An 18,058-nucleotide genomic window follows, 5' to 3' on the forward strand; every position below is an offset into this window, starting at 1 on the left:
CGGATAAGCGCCGCCCTACCGCACGGCCGTCACCGGACCCGTATCGACCCTCTGAACCGCCGACCGGAGCCCCGACCACGTCGGCCGGAACGGTCGATACCCCTTTGGACCGACGAAGCGTAGCGCGGCCGTGAGCGAGACCTACCGCACCGTTTCGGGTCGGGCGAGCGCCGCCTTCGAGGTGCGGGGCTCGGAGTTCATCGGCCATATCGCGCCCGCGGAGACGGTCGACGCCGCCGAGTCGTTCGTCGCGGAGGTCGAAGACGAGTACGCGGACGCCACCCACAACGTCCCCGCCTACCGGGTGCGGGCCGACCCCTTCCGCGAGTACGCGAGCGACGACGGCGAGCCCTCCGGGTCGGCGGGAAAACCCGCCCTGAACGTGCTCCAGGGCGAGGGGATCGAGAACGTCGCCTGCGTCGTCACGCGCTACTACGGTGGCACCAACCTGGGGTACGGGGGACTGGTACGAGCGTACTCGCGAGCCGTCAGCGAGGCGATCGAGGCCGCCGGAACCGTCGAGGAACGGCCCCACACCCGGCTCTCGATCACCGCCGGGTACGACGATTCGGGAACGGTGCGAGGGATCATCGAGAGCTCCGGCTGCGAGTTCGAGGCCGCCTACGACGAACGCGTCTCCTTCGCGGTCCGGGTCCCGAGCGAGGAGCGCGAGGCGTTCTGTGATCGGCTCAGGGACGCGACGAGCGGGCGGGTCGGGATCGAGTAGTTTCGGATCGAAACCCTATTCGCCCCGGCTCGTGAGGTCGAACCATGCAGACGATCAGTGCCAGCGACTACCATGACCTCGTTCGGGTGGGCGATCCCCGACTGTCGCCCGACGGCGAGCGCGTGGCGTTCGTGCGGACGGTTCCGAGGGACGACGAGGAGTGCGAGGCGACAATCTACACTGCCTCCCTGGGCGGGGGCGAGCCCCGGCGTTTCACGCTCGCGGAGGGGGTCGACTCGGAGCCGCGCTGGAGCCCCTCCGGCGACCGGCTGGCGTTCGTCAGCACGCGCGGCGACGACGACCGTCCCCAGCTCTGGGTCGCCCCCGTGGACGGCGGCGAGGCCCGGCCAGTCACGGACGTGGTCGGCGGCGTCTCGGGCATCGCGTGGCGCCCCGACGGCGAGGCGATCGCGTTCACCCAGTCGAGCACGGAGGAGGACCGCGAGGAGGGCCGGGACCTCGATCTCGCGGACCCCGACTACGAGCCCGAGACGTCCGACCCGCGCGTGATCGACCGGCTGGTCTACCGGGCGGGCGGGCGTTACTTCGACGGCGGACGCAGCCACGTCTACACCGTGAATCTCGCGGACGACGGGGTCACGCGGCTCACCGACGGCGACCACGACCACGTCGCACCCGAGTGGGGCGATTCCTCTACCCTCTACTACGCCGCGAAACGCACCGACGACCCCGACGACAACGCGATCCACGACGTGATCGCCCACGATCTCGAGGACGGAAGCGAGGAGGTCGTCGTCCGGACGACCAGCTGGGCGATCGGCCTCGCGGCGACCCCCGACGGCCGGGTCGCCTACCACTACACGCCCGACGAGGGATCGACGCTCCGGCAGACCGAGATCCGGGTGTTCGATCGCGGGGCGGAAACCGAGACGACCGTCACCGAGTCGCTGGACCGAACGCTGGAAGGGATACCGAAGTGGGGCCCCGAGGGGGAGCACCTCTACTTCCTCACGCCCGACGAGGGGGACGTGGTGCTCCGACGCGTTCGTGGGGACGGAAGCGACCTCGAAACCGTCGTTCGGGGCGGCCATATCGACGGGTTCGATCCCGGCCGGGACGCGGTCGCGACGACCAAAAGCGAGTGGGACCATCCGGGCGACCTGTTCGTCTCGACGCCCGCCGGCGCGGAGACCAACCGCCTCACGCGGGTCAACAGCGACTACCTGACCGACAGGGCGGTGCCCCAGCCCGAGGAGCTGTGGTTCGAATCGGACGGCGAGGAGGTCCAAGGCTGGCTGTTGACGCCGCCCGACATGGAGGCGGGCGAGAGCTACCCGCTGGTCGTCGAGATCCACGGCGGGCCCCACGCGATGTGGAGCACGACGGGGACGATGTGGCACGAGTTCCAGACGCTCGCGGCGCGGGGCTACGTCGTCTTCTGGTGCAACCCGCGGGGCTCGACGGGCTACGGCGAGGAGCACATGGCCGCCATCGAGCGCGACTGGGGCGCGGTGACGATGCGGGACGTGCTCGCGGGCGCGGACGCGGTCTGCGAACGGGAGTACGTCGACGCGGACCAGCAGTTCGTGACGGGAGGGAGTTTTGGAGGGTATATGACCGGCTGGATCGTCGGCCATACGGATAGATTCGAGGGAGCCGTCGCCCAGCGCGGCGTCTACGATCTGGCCTCCTTCTACGGCTCGACGGACGCGTTCAAGCTCGTCGAGTGGGATTTCGGGGCCGAGCCGTGGGACGAGCCGGAGTTCCTCTGGGAGCAGTCACCCGTCGCCCACGCGGGCGAGGTCGAGACGCCGACGCTCGTGATCCACGCCGACGAGGACTACCGGGTGCCCGTGAACAACGGGGAGATGTTCTACCTGTTCCTGAAGAAGAACGGCGTCGAGACACGGTTGGTGCGGTATCCCCGCGAGGGCCACGAGCTCTCCCGTTCGGGCGAGCCGGCCCACGTCGTCGACCGCATCGAGCGGATCGCGCGCTGGTTCGACGGGTATTCCGAGCGCCACGAGGTACCGAAAGCCCTCGAGCGCGGCGAGGAGGGGCTGTCCGCCGACGACCGTGAAGAGGGGTGACAGGTATCTGAAGGCTCAAGGCCCCTCGCGACGTGCGGCCGGGCATGGACAAGAACGTCGGCGGGATCGATCGCCGTCTCCGGATACTCGCCGGGATCGCGCTGCTCGCCTACGCCCTCCGGGCGAGGGGGCTCGGGCGCGTCGCCGCACTGATCACGGGCGCGGACCTGCTGCTCACCGCGGCGATCCAGCGCTGTCCGGCCAACGCCCTGTTCGGGATCGATACCTGCGGACACGCCGAGCGTGCCGAGCTCGGCTGGTGAGGAATATATAGCGTTCGGGGGGTGCGTTTCGCCTCAAGCGATCGGGATCGTGGGTCGCTCACGTCCGGCGGTTTCGACCCGAAGAAAGGGGGTTCACTCGACGAAGTCGATCCCGTCGATCGAGGGGGTAGGGTCCGAACCCATCCGGCGCTCGTAGCGTTCGATCCAATCGGCGAAACAGCCCGGACAGAGGGTCTGGGAGTCGACTTCCGAACCGTCCACCGACAGCGAGACGGTCCGCGAGAGGGGGGCCGCGACCTCCTTACCACAGTCGTCGCACGGAACGTCGGTCATGAGCGGTCTCGAACCGCCAGCCGAATAGCCCTTACGTCGTCCGGAACGCGCGATCGCCCGCGTCGCCCAGCCCGGGGACGATGAAGCCGTCGTCGTTCAGGCGGTCGTCGATCGAGACGGTGAGCAGCTCGGCCTCGGGGAACTGCTCGCCGACCCTGACCAGCCCGTCGGGCGCCGAGACCGCCGAGAGGACGAACAGGTGTTCGGGCCCGGGGGCGCCGTCGGAGCGTTGCTCCGACGAGCCTCCGGTCGTTTCACTCCCCGAGACGTTGTCGAGGATCCGGTCGAGCACGGCACACATCGTCGAGCCGGTCGCGAGCATCGGGTCCGCGACGATCACGGTGTCGTCCTCGCGGATCTCGGGCAGCTTCACGTAGTCGATCGTGATCGGGAACTCGCCCTCGTCCATGCCGGCCTCCTCGTCGCGACCCGCCGAGATGACGCCCTGTTTCGCCCGCGGAAACGCCTTCAGAAGCCCCTCGACGAACGGCGTCGCCGCCCGCAGCACGTTGATGATCACGACGTCGTCGAGACCCTTGACGCGCTCGCCCATCGTCGTCTCCAGGGGCGTCTCGATCTCGACGTACTCGGTCTCCATGCTGCCGTCGATGATCTCGTAGCCACAGATCCGCCCGAGCTTCACGAGCCCCTTGCGGAAGCCGACCTGTTCGGTCTCGACGTCACGGAGCCGGGAGAGGGTGTCGCGCGCCAGGGCGTGGGTGATGACGTGTGCGGTGTCGCGGTCCTCGATGGTCATACTCCCAGAGGGTCGTGCCGAGGGCCTTAATGTACCGATCCCCGAATCCCCGGCATGCGCGAGGTCAGCGTCTCACGGTTCGTTCGGGCGACGACGCGGCAGGTCGAGCGGGTGCTCTCGCCCGCGGCGCTCGTCGAGTACGAGGGGAGCTTCGAACCCCTCGAGACCGTCGAGCTCGGGGACGGGACCCGGGTGATCGCCGGGGCGAGCGGCCTCGAGATGGGGCTGTTCTTCGAGGAGCTCGAGGACGGCTATCGCTACGAGCAGGAGGGCGGGGCGGGCCCGTTCGAGCACATGGAGACGACGATCACCTACGCGCCCGAGAACGAGGGGACTCGCGTCCGGATGAGCTCGACGGTGACCCTCGACCTCTTCCCGCGGGTGCTCACCGACCGGGTGGCGGCCTGGAAGCGCGAAACCGAGCTCGAACGCGCCCTCGACGCCATCGAGGAGGCACTATGACTCGAACTCGACGGCCCCTTCGACGGGAAACGGTCCTCCGTCGCCGTCCTCCGCGTCGGTGAGACAGGCGTCGAGCCGGCCGATCAGGTCCCCGTGGTCGAGCTCGCGCCCGATGAACACGAGCGCCTGCTCGCGGTCGCCCCACCGCTCGTCCCACTCCAGGTCGGGGCGGTTCTCGCGGTAGAGGTCGCGCTCGACCTCGGGGCGGGCGGCGATCCAGGGCTCGCCGGCTGTCACCCGCGCGATCCGGCCCGCGTAGCTCAGCCGGAGCTTCGCGTCCCGGCCCGCGACCCAGAACGTCCCCTTCGCGCGGACCAGCTCCTCGGGCAGGTTCTCGAACAGGACGGCCAGCTTCTCGGGGTCGAACGGGCGCCGTCGCCGGTAGGTGAAGGAGGTCACGCCGTACTCCTCGGCCGGGCCGGCGTGATCGTGGTTGTGATCGGCGGAGTCGGCCGAGTGGGAGTGCTCGTGGTCGTCCGCTACCCCCGCGTCCGGATCGAACAGCCCCGTATGAAGGATCTCGCCGGGGTCGAGCGCCCCGAACTCCGTCCGGACGATTCGGGCCTCGGGCGCGAGCCGTTCCAGGACGGCTTCGACCTCGTTCAGTTCGGTGGGCGAAAGGAGGTCGCACTTGTTCAAAACGAGCACGTCACAGCACTCGGCCTGCTCGATCAGGAGATCCGAAAGGGGGCGGCTCTCCCCCCCGTCCGTCTCCGCGCGTCCGGGCTCGGCCTCGCCCGCGAACAGGTCGTGGAATCCGGCGGCGTCGACCACCGTGACGAGGGTGTCGACGTCGTAGACGGCGGCGGCCTTCGATCGGGTCGTGAACAGCCGGGCGACGGGCGCGGGTTCGGAGATGCCCGAGGACTCGACGACGAGGTGGTCGAACTCCCGCGAGCGCGCCAGGCGCATCACCGCGGTCTCGAGGTCGTCCTGCAGCTCACAGCAGATACAGCCGTTCGAGAGCTCGGCGATCCCGTCCGCGGAGCCGCCCTCGGCGATCAGCTCCGCGTCGACGTTCAGCTCGCCCATGTCGTTGACCAGCACCGCGACGCGCTCCTCGGCGTTGGCGAGGAGGTGGTTGAGCAGGGTGGTCTTCCCGGCACCCAGCGCACCCGAGAGGATCGTCACGGGGGTCGCGTCCATACGGGTAGAAGGGGTCCCGCGGGGCTTCAACGCACCGCCCACGGCCGAAACTGATTTATCAGTTTGGAGACGGGTAAGGGCACCGTGAGTCCGCTCGAATCCGCGATCGTCGCTGCACTCCCGCTTTCCGCAGTCGTGCTGACGGTGCTTGCCCGGTACTACGGCTGGGACAGTCAGGAGATACTCCGCAAGCAGTGGACCCTCCTGGAGGTGCTGTTCGCGCTCCTGATCGTCGGCGGATCGATCGCGCTCGGCGTACTGATCGGTGGCGTTCTCGGCGCGTTCGTCGCAGCAGGGTTCCTGTCGTATACGCTCGCCTTTCTCGCGGTGTACTACCGACGCGGATAGTCGACCGATGGCACTGGCAGGGACGGAAGCCGCGATTCGATCAGCGCACGGTCCTCGTGGTTGACCGTCCGCTCGAGGAAGCGCAGGCCGAGCCGCTCGACGGAGAAATCGCCGTTGACCCCCGGGTCGCCCGCGAGGCCGGTCACGTGGTGAAAGCCGGTGACGTCCCTCAGCATGCGTCCTCGACCCGAACGCGGAGTTCGATCCCGTCGGGGTCCGCGAGGGTGAGGGAGTCGGTTTCGGAGCCCGCGTCCCCGGCTCCGACCCGCTCACGGACCGCCGCCAGCGTCTCGCGATCGGGAACGCACAGCTCGAACCACGCCAGCCCGCGCCCGCTCGCCGGACTCGTCCGCCCGTTCCAGACGTTCAGCCCGACGTGGTGGTGGTAGTCGCCGGCCGCGAGAAAGAGCGCCGCGTCGCTCATCTCCTGGCGGACCCCCAGCCCGAGCCCGTCGACGTAGAACTCGCGGGCGCGCGGGAGCGAGGAGACCTCGAGGTGGACGTGCCCGACGGTCGTCCCCTCCGGAACCCCGGCGGCCCCCCGCCGGCGCTCGGCGAGGCCGTCGAGGTCCAGCGGGAGGGTGTCCATCGCGACCCGGCCGTCCTCGACCGGCCACTCCTCGCGCGGACGGTCGCGGTAGACTTCGACGCCGTTTCCCTCCGGATCGGTGAGGTAGAGCGCCTCGCTCACGCGGTGGTCGGAGGCGCCGTCGAGGCTCCAGCGCTCGCGGATCCGCCCGAGGGCGTCGCCCAGCGCCGTCCGCGTGGGGACCCGGAACGCCGTATGGAAGAGCCCCGTCTCGCCGGGCTCCCTCGCGGGCGCGTCGGGGTCGGCGAGCAGTTCGAGCAGCGGCGTCCCGCCCGTCCCAAGTGTCGTTCGCCCCTCCTCGCGGCCCATCGGGTCGAGCCCGATCACGTCCCGGTAGAACTCGGCGAGCCCGTCGGGGTCGTTCGCGCGCAGCGCGACCCTGCCGACGCGGGTCGAGGACGGAAGCGCGTTCGGTGTCGTCATGGGGGGAGTAGGTCCCGGTTCGGTATAACCCATCGCCCGAGCGACACCGTTTTGGGCGGACGGGTGGGATCGGTCACCATGGACCTCGCGGAGCGGATCGCGCGCTTCCGGCGCGTCGCGGAGGAGTGGGCTCGGGGGCTCTATCACGGGATGATCAGCCACCCGGCCTACGAGACGATCGAGAAGGAGGCAGAAGACCTCGAGGACGAGTTCATGCTCGCCTGCTTCCCCGACGCCTTCGGGATCCCCTCGCCGGTCTCGTACTACACCGCCGAGCTGCTTCCCCACCTCACCGACGAGTACGAGGCCTGGCAGCGCCGGATGTGGGATCGCGACTCGCTGATCGAGCGAAAGGGCCAGCAGTACCACTTCTGATGGCCGAGTTCGTCTTCTTCGGCGGCAAGGGAGGAGTGGGAAAGACCACCGTCGCCAGCGCCTACGCGCTCAAATGCGCGCGGGCGGGCCTCGATACCCTCGTCGTCTCGACGGACCCGGCCCACAGCACGGGCGACGTCTTCGACCAGGAGTTCGGCGACGACCCCCGCCCGGTCGAGGGGATCGAGAACCTGCGGGCGATGGAGATCGACCCCGAGACCGAGGTGCAGGAACACCTCCAGGAGACCAAACGCGCATTGGGCGAGCAGCTCAGTTCGGGGATGGCCGGCGAGATCGACCTCCAGATCGAGATGGCCCACCGCACCCCAGGGGCGTACGAGGCGGCGCTGCTCGATCGCTTCATCGACGTGATGCGCGATGCGGACTGCGACCGCATGGTCTTCGACACCTCGCCGACGGGCTCGACGCTGCGGCTGCTCTCCTTGCCCGATCTCCTCGAGAAGTGGGTCGACCGGCTCGCCCACAAGCGCGAGAAGAGCATCGACTACTTCGAGATGGCCGCCATCGGCAAGCAAGAACCGAGGAGAGTTCGCGAGGGCGATCCGATCCTGGCACGACTCCAGGGCCGGAAGGAACGGTTCTCGTATGCCGGCGAGGCCCTCCGCGGGAGCGCGTTCTACCTCGTCTGTACCCCCGACGAGCTCTCGGTCCGGGAGACCGAGCGCTCGCTGTCGACCCACCGCGAGTACGGCCTCTCGGTCGAGGGGGTCGTGATCAACAAGCGAACGCCCGAGCCCGAACCCCACGAGGAGGGACGGGGCGCGCGCTTCCTCCGCGAGAAGGTCGCGACCGAGCGCGAGCGGATCGACGAGATGCACGAGTCCTTCGACGCGCCGATCGTCGGCGAGATCGGGACCCGCGTCCGGGAGATCAAGGGCGACCTGCTGGCGGAGGTCGCGGCGGAGCTCGACGTCGACGTGTAGATCGGTCCGGTTGGCTGGGAGTCATAACAGGTCGGCTATGTCCTATATTTCGGACGGGTAACGGGGGGAACTGACCGACGTACCGGAGAAAGGATGAGTTATGTTTATAACATTCCTTAACTATTCGGGCGATAGAGTCACATGGTAGGAGTCATCTGGATCGTCGCGATCGTGCTCACGTCGTTCACGCTCGCGTACATCGGCTACGGGCGATATCTCTCACAGTTCGTCGGTCTCGACGACACGCGCGAAACGCCCGCACACAAGTATCGGGACGGCCAGGAGTACGTCCCGGCGACCAAGCCCGTACTGCTTGGCCATCACTACTCGAGCATCGCGGGCGGGGCACCGATCGTCGGACCGATCACCGCGGCGCTGGTCTGGGGCTGGCTGCCCGCCGTGCTGTGGGTCGCCATCGGCAACCCGCTGATGGGCGCGGTCCACGACTTCACCTCGCTGTCGGCGAGCCTGCGCCACGAGGGCAAGTCGATCGGCTACATCATCGGCGAGTACGTCGGCGAGCGCGGCAAGAACATGCTGCTGTGGTTCGCCTTCCTGCTCATCATCCTCGTGGTCGCGGTGTTCGCGCTGGTCATCGGCGTCGTTTTCGACGCCTACCCGCAGGCGGCGACCGCGAGCGTCATCTACATCGCGCTGGCGTTCGTCTTCGGGATCTGGCTCTACCAGCTGAACCTGCCGTTCTCGATCGGGACCGTCGTCTTCGTCGCGGGCGTCTTCGGCTCGGTCTGGGCCGGCATCCAGTACCCGATCGCGCTCGTCCCCGGCGACTACCCCGCCGGGACGGCCGTGCTGTTCGACGGGTTCCCGATCGCCCTGCTCGAGAGCCAGAACATCGCCGCGTGGGTCGTCACGATGCTGCTCTACGGCGGCGCGGCGAGCATCCTGCCGGTCTGGACGCTGCTACAGCCCCGTGACTACCTCTCGTCGTTCCTGCTGTACACCGGCGTCGGCGGCTCGCTGCTCGCGGTGATCGCCGGGACCTTCCTCACGACGACCGCCGAGCCCCTCGAGATCCAGATCGGCGCCTGGTACGGCTTCTTCGGACAGGGCAGCCCGCTCGCGGAGTTCCTGCCGGCACTGATGCCGCTGTTCCCCCTGCTGTTCGTCACCATCGCCTGCGGGACGATCAGTGGCTTTCACTCGCTCGTCTCCTCGGGGACGACGGCCAAACAGCTCAACAAGGAGAGCGACGCCCGGCTGATCGGCTACGGGGGGATGCTCGCGGAGGGCCTGCTCGCCGCGGTCGCGCTGTGTGCGGTCGCGCTGATCGCCCTCCCCGCGGCCGACGGCGGGATCGGCCTCGCGCTGCCGAACTTCGCGGAGGGCGGCGGGATCATCCTCACCGCGCTCGGCGTGCCGCTGCTGATCGGCGAGGTGTTCATGGCGCTCGTGCTCGCGAGCTTCCTGCTGACGAGCATGGACACCGCCGTCAGGCTGGGTCGCTACATGATGGAGGAGATCGTCGGCACGCCCGAGTCCACGGCCCAGAGCTACGCCGCGAGCAAGTACGTCAACACGAGCGTCATCGTGCTCGTGGCGTTCTTCCTGCTCGGTAGCGGTCGCTGGGAGGACCTCTGGACGCTCTTCGGTGGCGCCAACCAGCTGCTGGCGGGGCTCGCGCTCCTGACGGGGACCGTCTGGCTCGCCAACTGGGATCAGACCAAACAGCTGTTCAGTACCGGCGTCCCGACGGCGCTGATGGCGATCATCTCGGTCTCCGGGCTCCTCTGGGTCGGGGGCTATCAGGTGTTCGCGGGTCGGTTGCTCGGCATCACCGCGGAGCCCGAGACGACGCTGCTGGGACAGGCCTCGGCGGTCGTCCAGATCGTCATCATCCTCACGCTCGTCGGACTCGCGCTGTCGCTGCTCAGGATCGGCTACGAGAACCTGCAGACGGTCCGCGGGGGTAGCGAGGCGGTCGCGGCCGACGGCGGCTCCGGGGACGACCGACCGGACTGACCCGGCCCGCGGCCCGTCACCCGCCCCTCTCTTTTCTCACCCGTGCCGACCGCCGGGAGCGTTCGGAGACGCCGGGCGACACCGACCGCCTTCTCGGGACCTGACGCGTCGCCGTCGTCAACACGGGTGTACTGGATCGAGGCGGCGACGGAGACCGATGGCGCTCAGCGCAGCAGGCGACGGGCGATCCGGGCGAGCAACCCCGAACGCTCCGCTTCGATCGGCTCCCACGGTGCGAACGCCGCCGCGACGTCCGCGTTCTCGCTCGCGAGGAGGCGCTCGTCGTCGGGAACGGCGACGATCAGGTTGACCTCGTAGTGGCCGTGGTAGCCGAACTTCAACAGCGTGCGATCCGAGAAGCCCGAGACGTGCTCGCGGACCCCGTCGTCGAACGCGTCGGCCACGAGCGCGAACGTGAACTCGGTGCTGTAGTGTTCGTCGGAGGGGACGATCCACTCCTCCGCGAGCGCGTGGCCCAGCTCGACGAGGCGATCGAGCTCGTCCTCACGAACCGTTCCGACCCGCCGGGCGAACAGATGCTCCGAGGAGTCGTGGTGGGCGAAGGAGATCGACGGGTGGAGGAACTGTTTCTGGTTGCGGACCGCGAGCTCGCCGTAGAGCTCGAACCGCTCGCCCCGGACCTCGAACCCCTTTCGGAGGTCGTAGTTGGCCGCGAGCCGGGCCGCGACCCGATCGAGATACGCGTCGTCCCACTCGGGGACCGCGGGTCGGGCGTCGGGGTCGCCCTCGGCGCTCATCGGTCGGGGTCGTACGCGCGGGCATCGTCGTCGACCGGTGGCGCGCCGACCGCGAGCACCCGGACCGGGTCGCTCGCGCCCTCGGGGTTGTACGCGCGGTGGGGGCTGTTCGGCTCGGCGACGAACGCCTCGTCGCTTCCGACGGTGAACTCCCCCTCGGGCGTCTCGACCGAGAGCCTCCCCGAGAGGACGTAGAACGCCTCCTCCTGTTCGTCGTGGGAGTGATAGACGACCGGGAGCTGCTCGCCGGGGTCGGCCTCGTAGACGTTCATCGCGAACTCCGAGAGGGCGGCGGCGGTGCCGATCGAGCGCTGGACGCACGGCCGGTCCGGCGTGGGATCGATCGCCTCGGGGTCGATGACCTGATATCCCATACCGGCGGGTCGTGGGCGGCGATCAAATACGTTGGCACTCCGACGGGTGACAAACTATAATCGCCTGGAGCGCGTACCGAGGCCCCGATGAGCGAGAAGAAGACCGAGGCATGCGGTCGGTGTGGCATCACGACCGTGGTCGACGCGGCCGGGAGCGATCGGGACGTCCTCGGGGAGGGCCGCATCGAGGTCGAGGAGGACCGACTGCGTCGGACCTCGCTTCACCACGTCGCCGCGGGCCGTGCGAAGGGCTGGTTCGACTCGCTCGGCGAGCGGCTGATCTACGGCCGCTAACGCGCGCAAGGCCAAGAGATATATATTCTCCGAAGATGACATAATACCAATGGAAGAGACAATCGCGGGATTCAAACGACGCGGGCGATGGGCCGACGTCGTCGAGCACGGCGAGCGGATCACGCGCGCGCTCCGCGAGGCCGGGGCGGCGGGCCCGGCGCTGGAGGAGTGGGACGAGTGGCGTCCGAAGTCCCACGAGCGCATCGACACGGACGTCAGCGAGAAAACCGCCGCGCAGGCCAGCGTCGACGAGGGGGAGGGCGAGCGCGAGGGGAAGGATCCCGACGAGGACCTCCAGTCGGCCGGCAAGCGGCTCACCGAGTCCTACGAGAAGCTCGAGGACAACGACGCCGACGCCGCGGTCGACAAGTGGGGCGAGTCGGTCGGTTACGTCGCGCGCGCGGCCGACTCGGCCAGCAGGAAGGCCCTTCGGGCCGTCGAGGACACCGTCTACCAGAAGGTCATGACCCAGCTCGCGCCCTACTACTTCGACAACGAGCTGGTGAGCGCGAACCTCCAGCGCACGACCCGGGGCGAGGTCCCGGAGTTCGTCTTCGAGGTCAACGTCAACGACGACGCGACGAAGTCAGAGGTCTCGCGGCGCCTCGCGACCTACGAGGAGGACATCGACCGCTGGCACGTCGAGAGCGAGAAGGAGGTCACCACCGTTGAGGCCGCCGAGGGCGTCGAGCCGACCGACGCGGAGCTCGAGGCGACGACCGCGAACCCGGAGGACGTCGAGAACCCCGCCGACGAGCTGATCGAGCACCTCCAGTCGGCCGAGCTCGCGGAGGGCGCCGAGACGACCGAGTCCGAGCGCGAGACGGCGTCGGCCGTCGCCGAGGACGACGAACGGTAGGCCTTAATGGCGGAGTCGCCGACTGGTAGTTGATGGTCGACGTCGCTACCCTGCTGACCGTTCTCGTCGCCGCGTTCGCAAGCCTGTTCATGGCGTGGGCGATCGGCGCCGGCTCGAGCGGCTCGACCCCCTTCGCCCCCGCGGTCGGCGCGAACGCCATCTCGGTGATGCGGGCGGGCTTCTTCGTCGGCCTCCTCGGATTCCTCGGGGCCGTCCTCCAGGGACAGAACGTCTCCGAGACGATGGGCCGCGACCTCATCGGCGGCGTTACCCTCACCGGCGAGGGAGCGGCGATCGCTCTGATCGCCGCCGGCGGGCTCGTCGCGATCGGCGTCTTCACCGGCTATCCGATCGCGACCGCCTTCACCGCCACCGGCGCCGTCATCGGCGTCGGGCTGGCGCTCGGCGGCGATCCCGCCTGGGCGCAGTACCAGCAGATCGCGGCGCTGTGGATCCTCACTCCCTTCGTCGGCGGCGCCATCGCGTACGGGACCGCCCGTGTACTCAGATACGAGGGGATCGCCGACCGGACGAGCGTCCCGCTCTGTGCGGGAGTGATCGGCGCGCTCGTCGCGAACCTCGAGTTCGCGCTGCTGGGGCCCGACGACGGGGCCGGGACGATCGCGGGGTCGATCTCGGCGAGCCTCGACGTCGGGCCGGTCGCCGGGGTCGACGCCGTGTCGATCCTCACGACGCTCGCGATCGCGGCGGCCTGTACCGCCGCGCTGTACCGGGAGATGGGTCACGACGTCGAGCGCGGCGAACGGCGGTTCCTGCTCGTGCTCGGCGGGCTGGTCGCCTTCTCGGCGGGCGGGAGCCAAGTCGGGCTCGCGATCGGGCCGCTGCTCCCGTTGCTCGACCCCTACGAGATCTCGGTGACGGCGGTGCTGGTCGGCGGCGGGCTCGGGCTGCTCGCGGGCTCGTGGACCGGCGCACCGCGCATGATCAAGGCGATCGCACAGGACTACTCCTCGCTGGGGCCGCGGCGCTCGATCGCCGCGCTCATCCCGTCGTTCATGATCGCCCAGACCGCGGTCCTGTTCGGCATCCCCGTCTCGTTCAACGAGATCATCGTCAGCGCGGTCGTCGGCGCGGGCGCCGCCGCGAGCACCGGCGGGGCGGGCGTCAGCAAGTCGAAGATGGGCTACACCGTCCTGGCGTGGGCCGGCTCGCTCGCGCTCTCGCTCGCGCTCGGCTACGGCGTCATGACGCTCGTTTCCCTGGTTCTGTAGCTACCCGTCGAGCTCCGGGTCGACCGCTTCGGCCTCCTCGTCGGGCTCCTCGATCGCGTCCCGCTGGATGCGGGCCTTCATGATCCGGGTGTTCTCGACGGCCTCGACCGTGATCTCGACCGTCCCGTAGGCGATCGACTCGCCCTCCTCGACGAGCCGGCCCGCGCGGTTGAAGATGAACCCCGCGATGGTCTCGAACTCCTCGCCCTCCGGGAGCTCGATCTCCAGGGCCTCGTTGACCTCGTCGATGTTGACCTCGCCGCGGACGACGACGGTGTCCTCGTCGATCCGCTCGATGGGCTCGTCCTCGCCGCCCTCGAGGATCTCGCCGACGACCTCCTCGACGAGGTCCTCCATCGTGACCAGCCCCTCGGTGGTGCCGAACTCGTCGATGACGATCACCATGTTCAGGCGGTCCTCGCGCATCTCAGCGAGCAGCTCGTCGACGTTCTTCGACTCGGGGACGTGCAGCGTCGGCGTCGTCAGGTCCGACAGCGTGAGGTCGCCCTCGCCGTACTGTGAGTGGCGCACCAGGTCGCGGATGGTGACGATCCCGATGACGTTGTCGAGGTTCCCCTCGTAGACCGGAACGCGCTCGTGGCCGCTCTGGACGCAGGTATCGATCGCCTCCTCGACCGAGGTGTCGGCGGTGACGGCGGTCATGTCCAGTCGCGGGGTCATCACCTCCTTGGCGATGGTATCGGTGAAGCGGAAGATCCGCTGGAGCATCTCGTGTTCGTCCTCCTCGATGACGCCCTCGCGCTCGCCGGTCTCGAGCATGTCCTGGATCTCGCCGCGGGTGACGTAGGGCTCCTCGATGGCGCCGCCCTCGCTGCCCGTCAGGCGGTTGATCTGGCGGGTGAGGTAGTCGAACAGCACCACGAGGGGGTACATCGTGTACTCGGCGAGCTTCAGCGGGCGGGCGATCCGCCGGGCCCACGACTCGGTGTGCTCGACGGCGTAGGACTTGGGCGCGCTCTCGCCGAACAACAGCACGAGCGCGGTGATGCCGAACGTCGAGATGACCGCGGCGGTCGCCCCGCCGAAGTAGAGGCCCAGAAGGCTCGTCGTGATCGCGGTCATGGCGATGTTGACGATGTTGTTGCCGACGAGGATCGTCACCAGCAGCCGGTGGGGGTCCTCCTTGAGCGAGCGGACCATCTCCGCGCCCGGGAGCCCCTCCTCGGCCATCGCGTCGACGCGGTGTTCGGCCAGCGAGAACATCGCGATCTCCGAGGAGGAGAAGAAGCCCGAGAGGACGATCAGCAGGACGATCGTCGCGATCCCGAGGATCGTCACCATCTGGGTGGTGAGCTCGATCCCGAGAGCGTCGACCTGGGCGAGAAGGGAGGCGTCCATTCAGTACCTCCCTTTCAAAGGCGCCGGGATTAAACGTTTCCGCCCCGCCGGATTTAGGCCGTCAGGGCACGTAGTCCCGCCCATGGGCGAGACACCGATCACGTTCTACCGGCTCCAGGCGTGTCCGTACTGCGAGCGCGTCACCCGCACGCTCGACGAGCTCGGCCTCGAGTACCGCTCGCGGTTCGTCGAGCCGCTGCACTCGAAACGGGACGTCGTCAAGCGGATCAGCGGGAAGCGTTCGGTCCCCGCGATCGTCGACCACGGGACGGGCGTGACGATGTCCGAGAGCGCGAACATCGTCGAGTACCTCGAACGGACCTACGGCGACGACGCCGACGGCAGCGAGGCCGAAACGGGAGGTGCGGCCTGATGGTCGAGTTCGACGTCGTCGAGCTCGGGCCCGCCGACCACCCCGAGGTCGGCGATACCGCTCCAGACTTCACCCGGCCGCTGGTGGGTCCCGAGTTCTGGGAGGACGTCTCGCTGTCGGCGCTGGCCGAGGAGGGGCCCGTCCTGCTCGTCTTCACCCCGATGGACGGCGCGTTCCCGGCGACCTACGTCTGGAACGAGATCCGCGACCGCGAGTGGGAGGAGTCGGTGCGGGTCGTCGGGCTCTCGATCTCGACGCCCTACGAGCACGCGGACCTGCTCACCGAGCGCGGGATCGACTACGAACTCTTCAGCGACCCCGGAAACGGCGTCGCCCGCGAGTACGGCATCGAGCACGCGCTCGACGGGATGACCGGGATCAGCGAGCCCCGGCCCGCGGTGTTCCTGCTCGATACGGATCGGACGATCGAGTACGCCTGGGTCGCCGAGGAGTGGCCCGACTTCCCGCCCTACGACGCGGTCGAGGACGCGATCGAATCGCTATAGGGGCCCGCGAACCGAGGGCCACGCATGGAGATCGAACGGGCGGTACGCGCGATCCGCGAGGGTGAACTCGTCGTCTACCCCACCGAGACGGTCTACGGGCTCGGCGCCGACGCCCTGGATCCGGCGGCCGTCGAGCGGGTCTTCGAGGCGAAGGGGCGGGATCGATCGAAGCCGCTGTCGATGGCCGTCCCCGACGTCGAGATCGCCGACGAATACACCGAGCTCACCGAGCGAGAGCGGGCGTTCATGCGCGAGTTCCTGCCGGGGCCGGTGACGGTCGTCGTCGAGGCCGGCCCCGAAACCCCTGAAGAGCTCACCGCCGGGCGGAGTCGAGTGGGGATCCGAATCCCCGACCACGAGCTCGCGCTGGCGCTGCTTGGCGAGGTCTCGCCGATCACCGCCACGAGCGCGAACGTGAGCGGCAACCCGAGCGTCCGGCGGGCGGCGGAGCTCGACCCCGCGATCCGCGAGGCCGCCGCCCGCGTGCTCGAGGGCGATTCCGGGACCGAGGAGACCGAGAGCACCGTCGTCGACGTCGAACGCGGGGAGATCCACCGTCGGGGCGCGCTCGCGGGGCGGATCGAGGACTGGCTACAGGCCGAGCAGTGAGCGGAGCGACCGGGTCCGGGTCCCGCAGCGATCGCGGTACTCACAGGAGTCGCATTTGGCACTGTTCTTCAGGCGCGAGGGCGGGCCGTCGATCGTTTCGACGCTGCGGATCGCCCCGCGGTAGGCGGCCTTGCGGCGGGTCGTGAGGCCGATCCGCCGAACCACGCCGTAGGCCGGATATTCGACGAACGCCGTTTCAACTGCTCTCTCGCGCTCCCAGGAGAGGGCCTTCGCGAGCGCGACCGCCCGCACCGAGTGGGGCTCCCAGACCCCCTGCTCGGGCGGGGCGCCCGGCGAGACGTAGGAGGGCGCGAACGGCTTCTCGAGCACCTTCCCCGCGATCCCGCGACACTCCCGGCCCGTCAGGAGGACCTCGCGGTCGGCGGGGTCGGCGAGGGCGTCCCAGGGGTCGAGGCGATCCCGGGCGCGCCGGAGGTTCTCCCGGTACTCGTCGGGCGGGAGCTCGATCGGCCGGTCGGAGAGGGAGGCGTCGCTCGCGTCGATCAGATCGGGGTACTCGAAGGCGAGCGCCCGGCGCTTTCCGACCGACGGCGGCGTCTCGCGGTCGTCCTCGCGGCGGCGGTAGTAGAGCTGTCGGGGGCAGTAGGCGGCGGTCGAGAGGTCGCTTGCGGCGTGCACGGGTCCGTTGGCCCCGTTATCCGGTAAAAACCTTGCCGGACCTCACATCGAGACGTCGGTCTCCATTCCTTCCGTCGCTTCCTCGAGGCCGTCCTCGCGGGCGTCGCGGGCCAGCCGCGAGGAGAGGTCGCCGTCGGTGACGATCTCCTCGAACTCGTCGCGAAAGCGGTCGTTCGCGGTGCGGGCCTCGTCCTGGGCCTCGATCACGCACAGGGCCCGTTCGATCGTTTCCTCGTCGGTCTCGAGCTCCTCGGGGAGGTCCGCGTCCTCGTCGGCGTTTCGCAGCCGGCGCAGCTCGCGCAGCTCGAAGGGGAACTCCGTGTCCTCCTCGCGAAGCAGGTGGAGGTCGAACCGGGCTCGGGCGACCGACGCCTCCTCGACTTCGAGCTCCTCGGCCAGCTCGGCGTCGGACTCTTCGTCGAAGAACCCGCGGACGAGCCGCCGGTAGGACTCGTCGTCCCAGTCGGTCTCGAACTCGTAGCGCTCGCCCATCCGGTCGAGAACGTCGTCGAGGCGCTCGTCTTCGGGCTGCTCGTCGGTCAGTGACCCCGGGGTCTCCTCCTGCTGTTCGGTGACGGTCCCGTCATCGGCGACATCGAGGAAGAGATCCCGCAGTTCCTCCGTTTTTTCGTCCATCGTGACCCCTCACTCACATGGGTAGCGTATAAAGCCTGTCGGCGGCACCTGCAGGCTCGT

General features: G+C 69.0%; 23 protein-coding genes and 1 pseudogene. 14 read left to right on the forward strand and 10 right to left on the reverse strand.

Translation table 11 applies throughout. From position 1 onward, the window contains the following. Positions 1-130 precede the first annotated feature (130 nt). Genes WOA58_RS08800 through WOA58_RS08810 form a run of 3 tightly spaced genes read left to right on the forward strand, consistent with a single transcriptional unit; the run spans position 131 to position 3,041 of the window. Complete coding sequence (locus tag WOA58_RS08800) at positions 131-727, forward strand: IMPACT family protein (protein WP_340603819.1); 597 nt, start codon at positions 131-133, stop codon at positions 725-727. Between the two features lie 44 nt (positions 728-771). Continuing rightward, a complete protein-coding gene (locus tag WOA58_RS08805) occupies positions 772-2,778 on the forward strand; it encodes a S9 family peptidase (RefSeq protein ID WP_340603820.1) in 2,007 nt (668 codons plus the stop codon). Positions 2,779-2,822: 44 nt separating this feature from the next. Continuing rightward, positions 2,823-3,041 (forward strand): YgaP family membrane protein, encoded by a 219-nt coding sequence (locus WOA58_RS08810; RefSeq protein WP_340603821.1) that lies wholly within the window; start codon positions 2,823-2,825, stop codon positions 3,039-3,041. 93 nt (positions 3,042-3,134) lie between these two features. Here the strand turns inward: WOA58_RS08810 and WOA58_RS08815 are convergent, their stop codons facing one another. Continuing rightward, the gene (locus WOA58_RS08815; RefSeq protein WP_340603822.1) at positions 3,135-3,335 is read right to left on the reverse strand and encodes a DUF7569 family protein; all 201 of its coding nucleotides are present in this window, start codon (positions 3,333-3,335) and stop codon (positions 3,135-3,137) included. 31 nt (positions 3,336-3,366) lie between these two features. Next, the gene (upp, locus tag WOA58_RS08820; RefSeq protein WP_340603823.1) at positions 3,367-4,092 is read right to left on the reverse strand and encodes a uracil phosphoribosyltransferase; all 726 of its coding nucleotides are present in this window, start codon (positions 4,090-4,092) and stop codon (positions 3,367-3,369) included. A 54-nt stretch (positions 4,093-4,146) separates the two neighbouring features. Here upp and WOA58_RS08825 point away from each other — a divergent pair, with 54 nt between their 5' ends. Beyond that, positions 4,147-4,554, forward strand: a complete 408-nt coding sequence (locus WOA58_RS08825) for an SRPBCC family protein (protein WP_340603824.1) — start codon at positions 4,147-4,149, stop codon at positions 4,552-4,554. On the opposite strand, the gene WOA58_RS08830 is transcribed toward WOA58_RS08825, so the two are convergent. Continuing rightward, entirely contained in the window at positions 4,549-5,700 is a 1,152-nt protein-coding gene (locus WOA58_RS08830; protein WP_340603825.1) for a CobW family GTP-binding protein, read from the reverse strand. The two genes, WOA58_RS08825 and WOA58_RS08830, sit on opposite strands and share 6 nt — an antisense overlap. Positions 5,701-5,784: 84 nt before the next feature. Here WOA58_RS08830 and WOA58_RS08835 point away from each other — a divergent pair, with 84 nt between their 5' ends. Further along, positions 5,785-6,048, forward strand: coding sequence for a hypothetical protein (locus WOA58_RS08835; RefSeq protein ID WP_340603826.1), 264 nt, complete (start codon positions 5,785-5,787; stop codon positions 6,046-6,048). On the opposite strand, the gene WOA58_RS08840 is transcribed toward WOA58_RS08835, so the two are convergent. Together WOA58_RS08840 and WOA58_RS08845 are read right to left on the reverse strand one after the other, a co-directional pair. Further along, entirely contained in the window at positions 6,033-6,224 is a 192-nt protein-coding gene (locus WOA58_RS08840; RefSeq protein WP_340603827.1) for a VOC family protein, read from the reverse strand. The two genes, WOA58_RS08835 and WOA58_RS08840, sit on opposite strands and share 16 nt — an antisense overlap. Then, positions 6,218-7,060 (reverse strand): VOC family protein, encoded by an 843-nt coding sequence (locus WOA58_RS08845; protein ID WP_340603828.1) that lies wholly within the window; start codon positions 7,058-7,060, stop codon positions 6,218-6,220. The genes WOA58_RS08840 and WOA58_RS08845 overlap by 7 nt, the downstream gene beginning before the upstream one ends. A gap of 78 nt (positions 7,061-7,138) precedes the next feature. On the opposite strand from WOA58_RS08845, the gene WOA58_RS08850 reads away from it, so the two are divergent. From WOA58_RS08850 to WOA58_RS08860, 3 genes are all read left to right on the forward strand, one after another. After that, complete coding sequence (locus WOA58_RS08850) at positions 7,139-7,435, forward strand: hypothetical protein (protein ID WP_340603829.1); 297 nt, start codon at positions 7,139-7,141, stop codon at positions 7,433-7,435. Then, positions 7,435-8,379 carry an ArsA family ATPase gene (locus WOA58_RS08855; RefSeq protein ID WP_340603830.1) on the forward strand — a complete coding sequence of 315 codons (945 nt, stop codon included), beginning with the start codon at positions 7,435-7,437 and terminating at the stop codon, positions 8,377-8,379. The genes WOA58_RS08850 and WOA58_RS08855 overlap by 1 nt, the downstream gene beginning before the upstream one ends. A 141-nt stretch (positions 8,380-8,520) precedes the next feature. After that, the gene (locus tag WOA58_RS08860) at positions 8,521-10,359 is read left to right on the forward strand and encodes a carbon starvation CstA family protein (protein WP_340603831.1); all 1,839 of its coding nucleotides are present in this window, start codon (positions 8,521-8,523) and stop codon (positions 10,357-10,359) included. Positions 10,360-10,523: 164 nt separating this feature from the next. Here WOA58_RS08860 and WOA58_RS08865 read toward each other — a convergent pair whose 3' ends face one another. Both WOA58_RS08865 and WOA58_RS08870 read right to left on the reverse strand, forming a co-directional pair. Continuing rightward, positions 10,524-11,117, reverse strand: coding sequence for a hypothetical protein (locus WOA58_RS08865; protein WP_340603832.1), 594 nt, complete (start codon positions 11,115-11,117; stop codon positions 10,524-10,526). Next, complete coding sequence (locus WOA58_RS08870; RefSeq protein ID WP_340603833.1) at positions 11,114-11,491, reverse strand: cupin domain-containing protein; 378 nt, start codon at positions 11,489-11,491, stop codon at positions 11,114-11,116. The genes WOA58_RS08865 and WOA58_RS08870 overlap by 4 nt, the downstream gene beginning before the upstream one ends. An 87-nt stretch (positions 11,492-11,578) precedes the next feature. On the opposite strand from WOA58_RS08870, the gene WOA58_RS08875 reads away from it, so the two are divergent. The 3 genes and pseudogenes from WOA58_RS08875 (at position 11,579) to WOA58_RS08885 (ending at position 13,876) form a co-directional block, all read left to right on the forward strand. Beyond that, positions 11,579-11,785, forward strand: a complete 207-nt coding sequence (locus WOA58_RS08875) for a hypothetical protein (RefSeq protein WP_340603834.1) — start codon at positions 11,579-11,581, stop codon at positions 11,783-11,785. A 49-nt stretch (positions 11,786-11,834) separates the two neighbouring features. After that, positions 11,835-12,491: pseudogene (locus WOA58_RS08880) on the forward strand (DUF5828 family protein); the annotation flags it as partial. A 185-nt stretch (positions 12,492-12,676) separates the two neighbouring features. Then, positions 12,677-13,876: an inorganic phosphate transporter gene (locus WOA58_RS08885; protein WP_340603835.1), complete on the forward strand. Its 1,200-nt coding sequence runs from the start codon at positions 12,677-12,679 to the stop codon at positions 13,874-13,876. On the opposite strand, the gene WOA58_RS08890 is transcribed toward WOA58_RS08885, so the two are convergent. After that, complete coding sequence (locus tag WOA58_RS08890) at positions 13,877-15,235, reverse strand: hemolysin family protein (RefSeq protein WP_340603836.1); 1,359 nt, start codon at positions 15,233-15,235, stop codon at positions 13,877-13,879. Between the two features lie 82 nt (positions 15,236-15,317). On the opposite strand from WOA58_RS08890, the gene WOA58_RS08895 reads away from it, so the two are divergent. The 3 genes from WOA58_RS08895 to WOA58_RS08905 are packed head-to-tail and all read left to right on the forward strand — an operon-like array spanning position 15,318 to position 16,723. After that, complete coding sequence (locus tag WOA58_RS08895; RefSeq protein ID WP_340603837.1) at positions 15,318-15,608, forward strand: glutathione S-transferase N-terminal domain-containing protein; 291 nt, start codon at positions 15,318-15,320, stop codon at positions 15,606-15,608. Beyond that, positions 15,608-16,114 (forward strand): redoxin domain-containing protein, encoded by a 507-nt coding sequence (locus WOA58_RS08900; RefSeq protein ID WP_340603838.1) that lies wholly within the window; start codon positions 15,608-15,610, stop codon positions 16,112-16,114. Before WOA58_RS08895 ends, WOA58_RS08900 begins: the two co-directional genes overlap by 1 nt. Positions 16,115-16,138: 24 nt before the next feature. Continuing rightward, a complete protein-coding gene (locus WOA58_RS08905) occupies positions 16,139-16,723 on the forward strand; it encodes an L-threonylcarbamoyladenylate synthase (RefSeq protein ID WP_340603839.1) in 585 nt (194 codons plus the stop codon). Here the strand turns inward: WOA58_RS08905 and WOA58_RS08910 are convergent. Further along, positions 16,706-17,362: a CRISPR-associated protein Cas4 gene (locus WOA58_RS08910; protein ID WP_340603840.1), complete on the reverse strand. Its 657-nt coding sequence runs from the start codon at positions 17,360-17,362 to the stop codon at positions 16,706-16,708. The genes WOA58_RS08905 and WOA58_RS08910 overlap by 18 nt on opposite strands. A 42-nt stretch (positions 17,363-17,404) precedes the next feature. Beyond that, positions 17,405-17,998: a hypothetical protein gene (locus WOA58_RS08915; protein WP_340603841.1), complete on the reverse strand. Its 594-nt coding sequence runs from the start codon at positions 17,996-17,998 to the stop codon at positions 17,405-17,407. Positions 17,999-18,058: the final 60 nt, after the last annotated feature.

The organism is Halalkalicoccus tibetensis, from assembly GCF_037996645.1.
GTDB classification, from domain to species: Archaea; Halobacteriota; Halobacteria; order Halobacteriales; family Halalkalicoccaceae; genus Halalkalicoccus; species Halalkalicoccus tibetensis.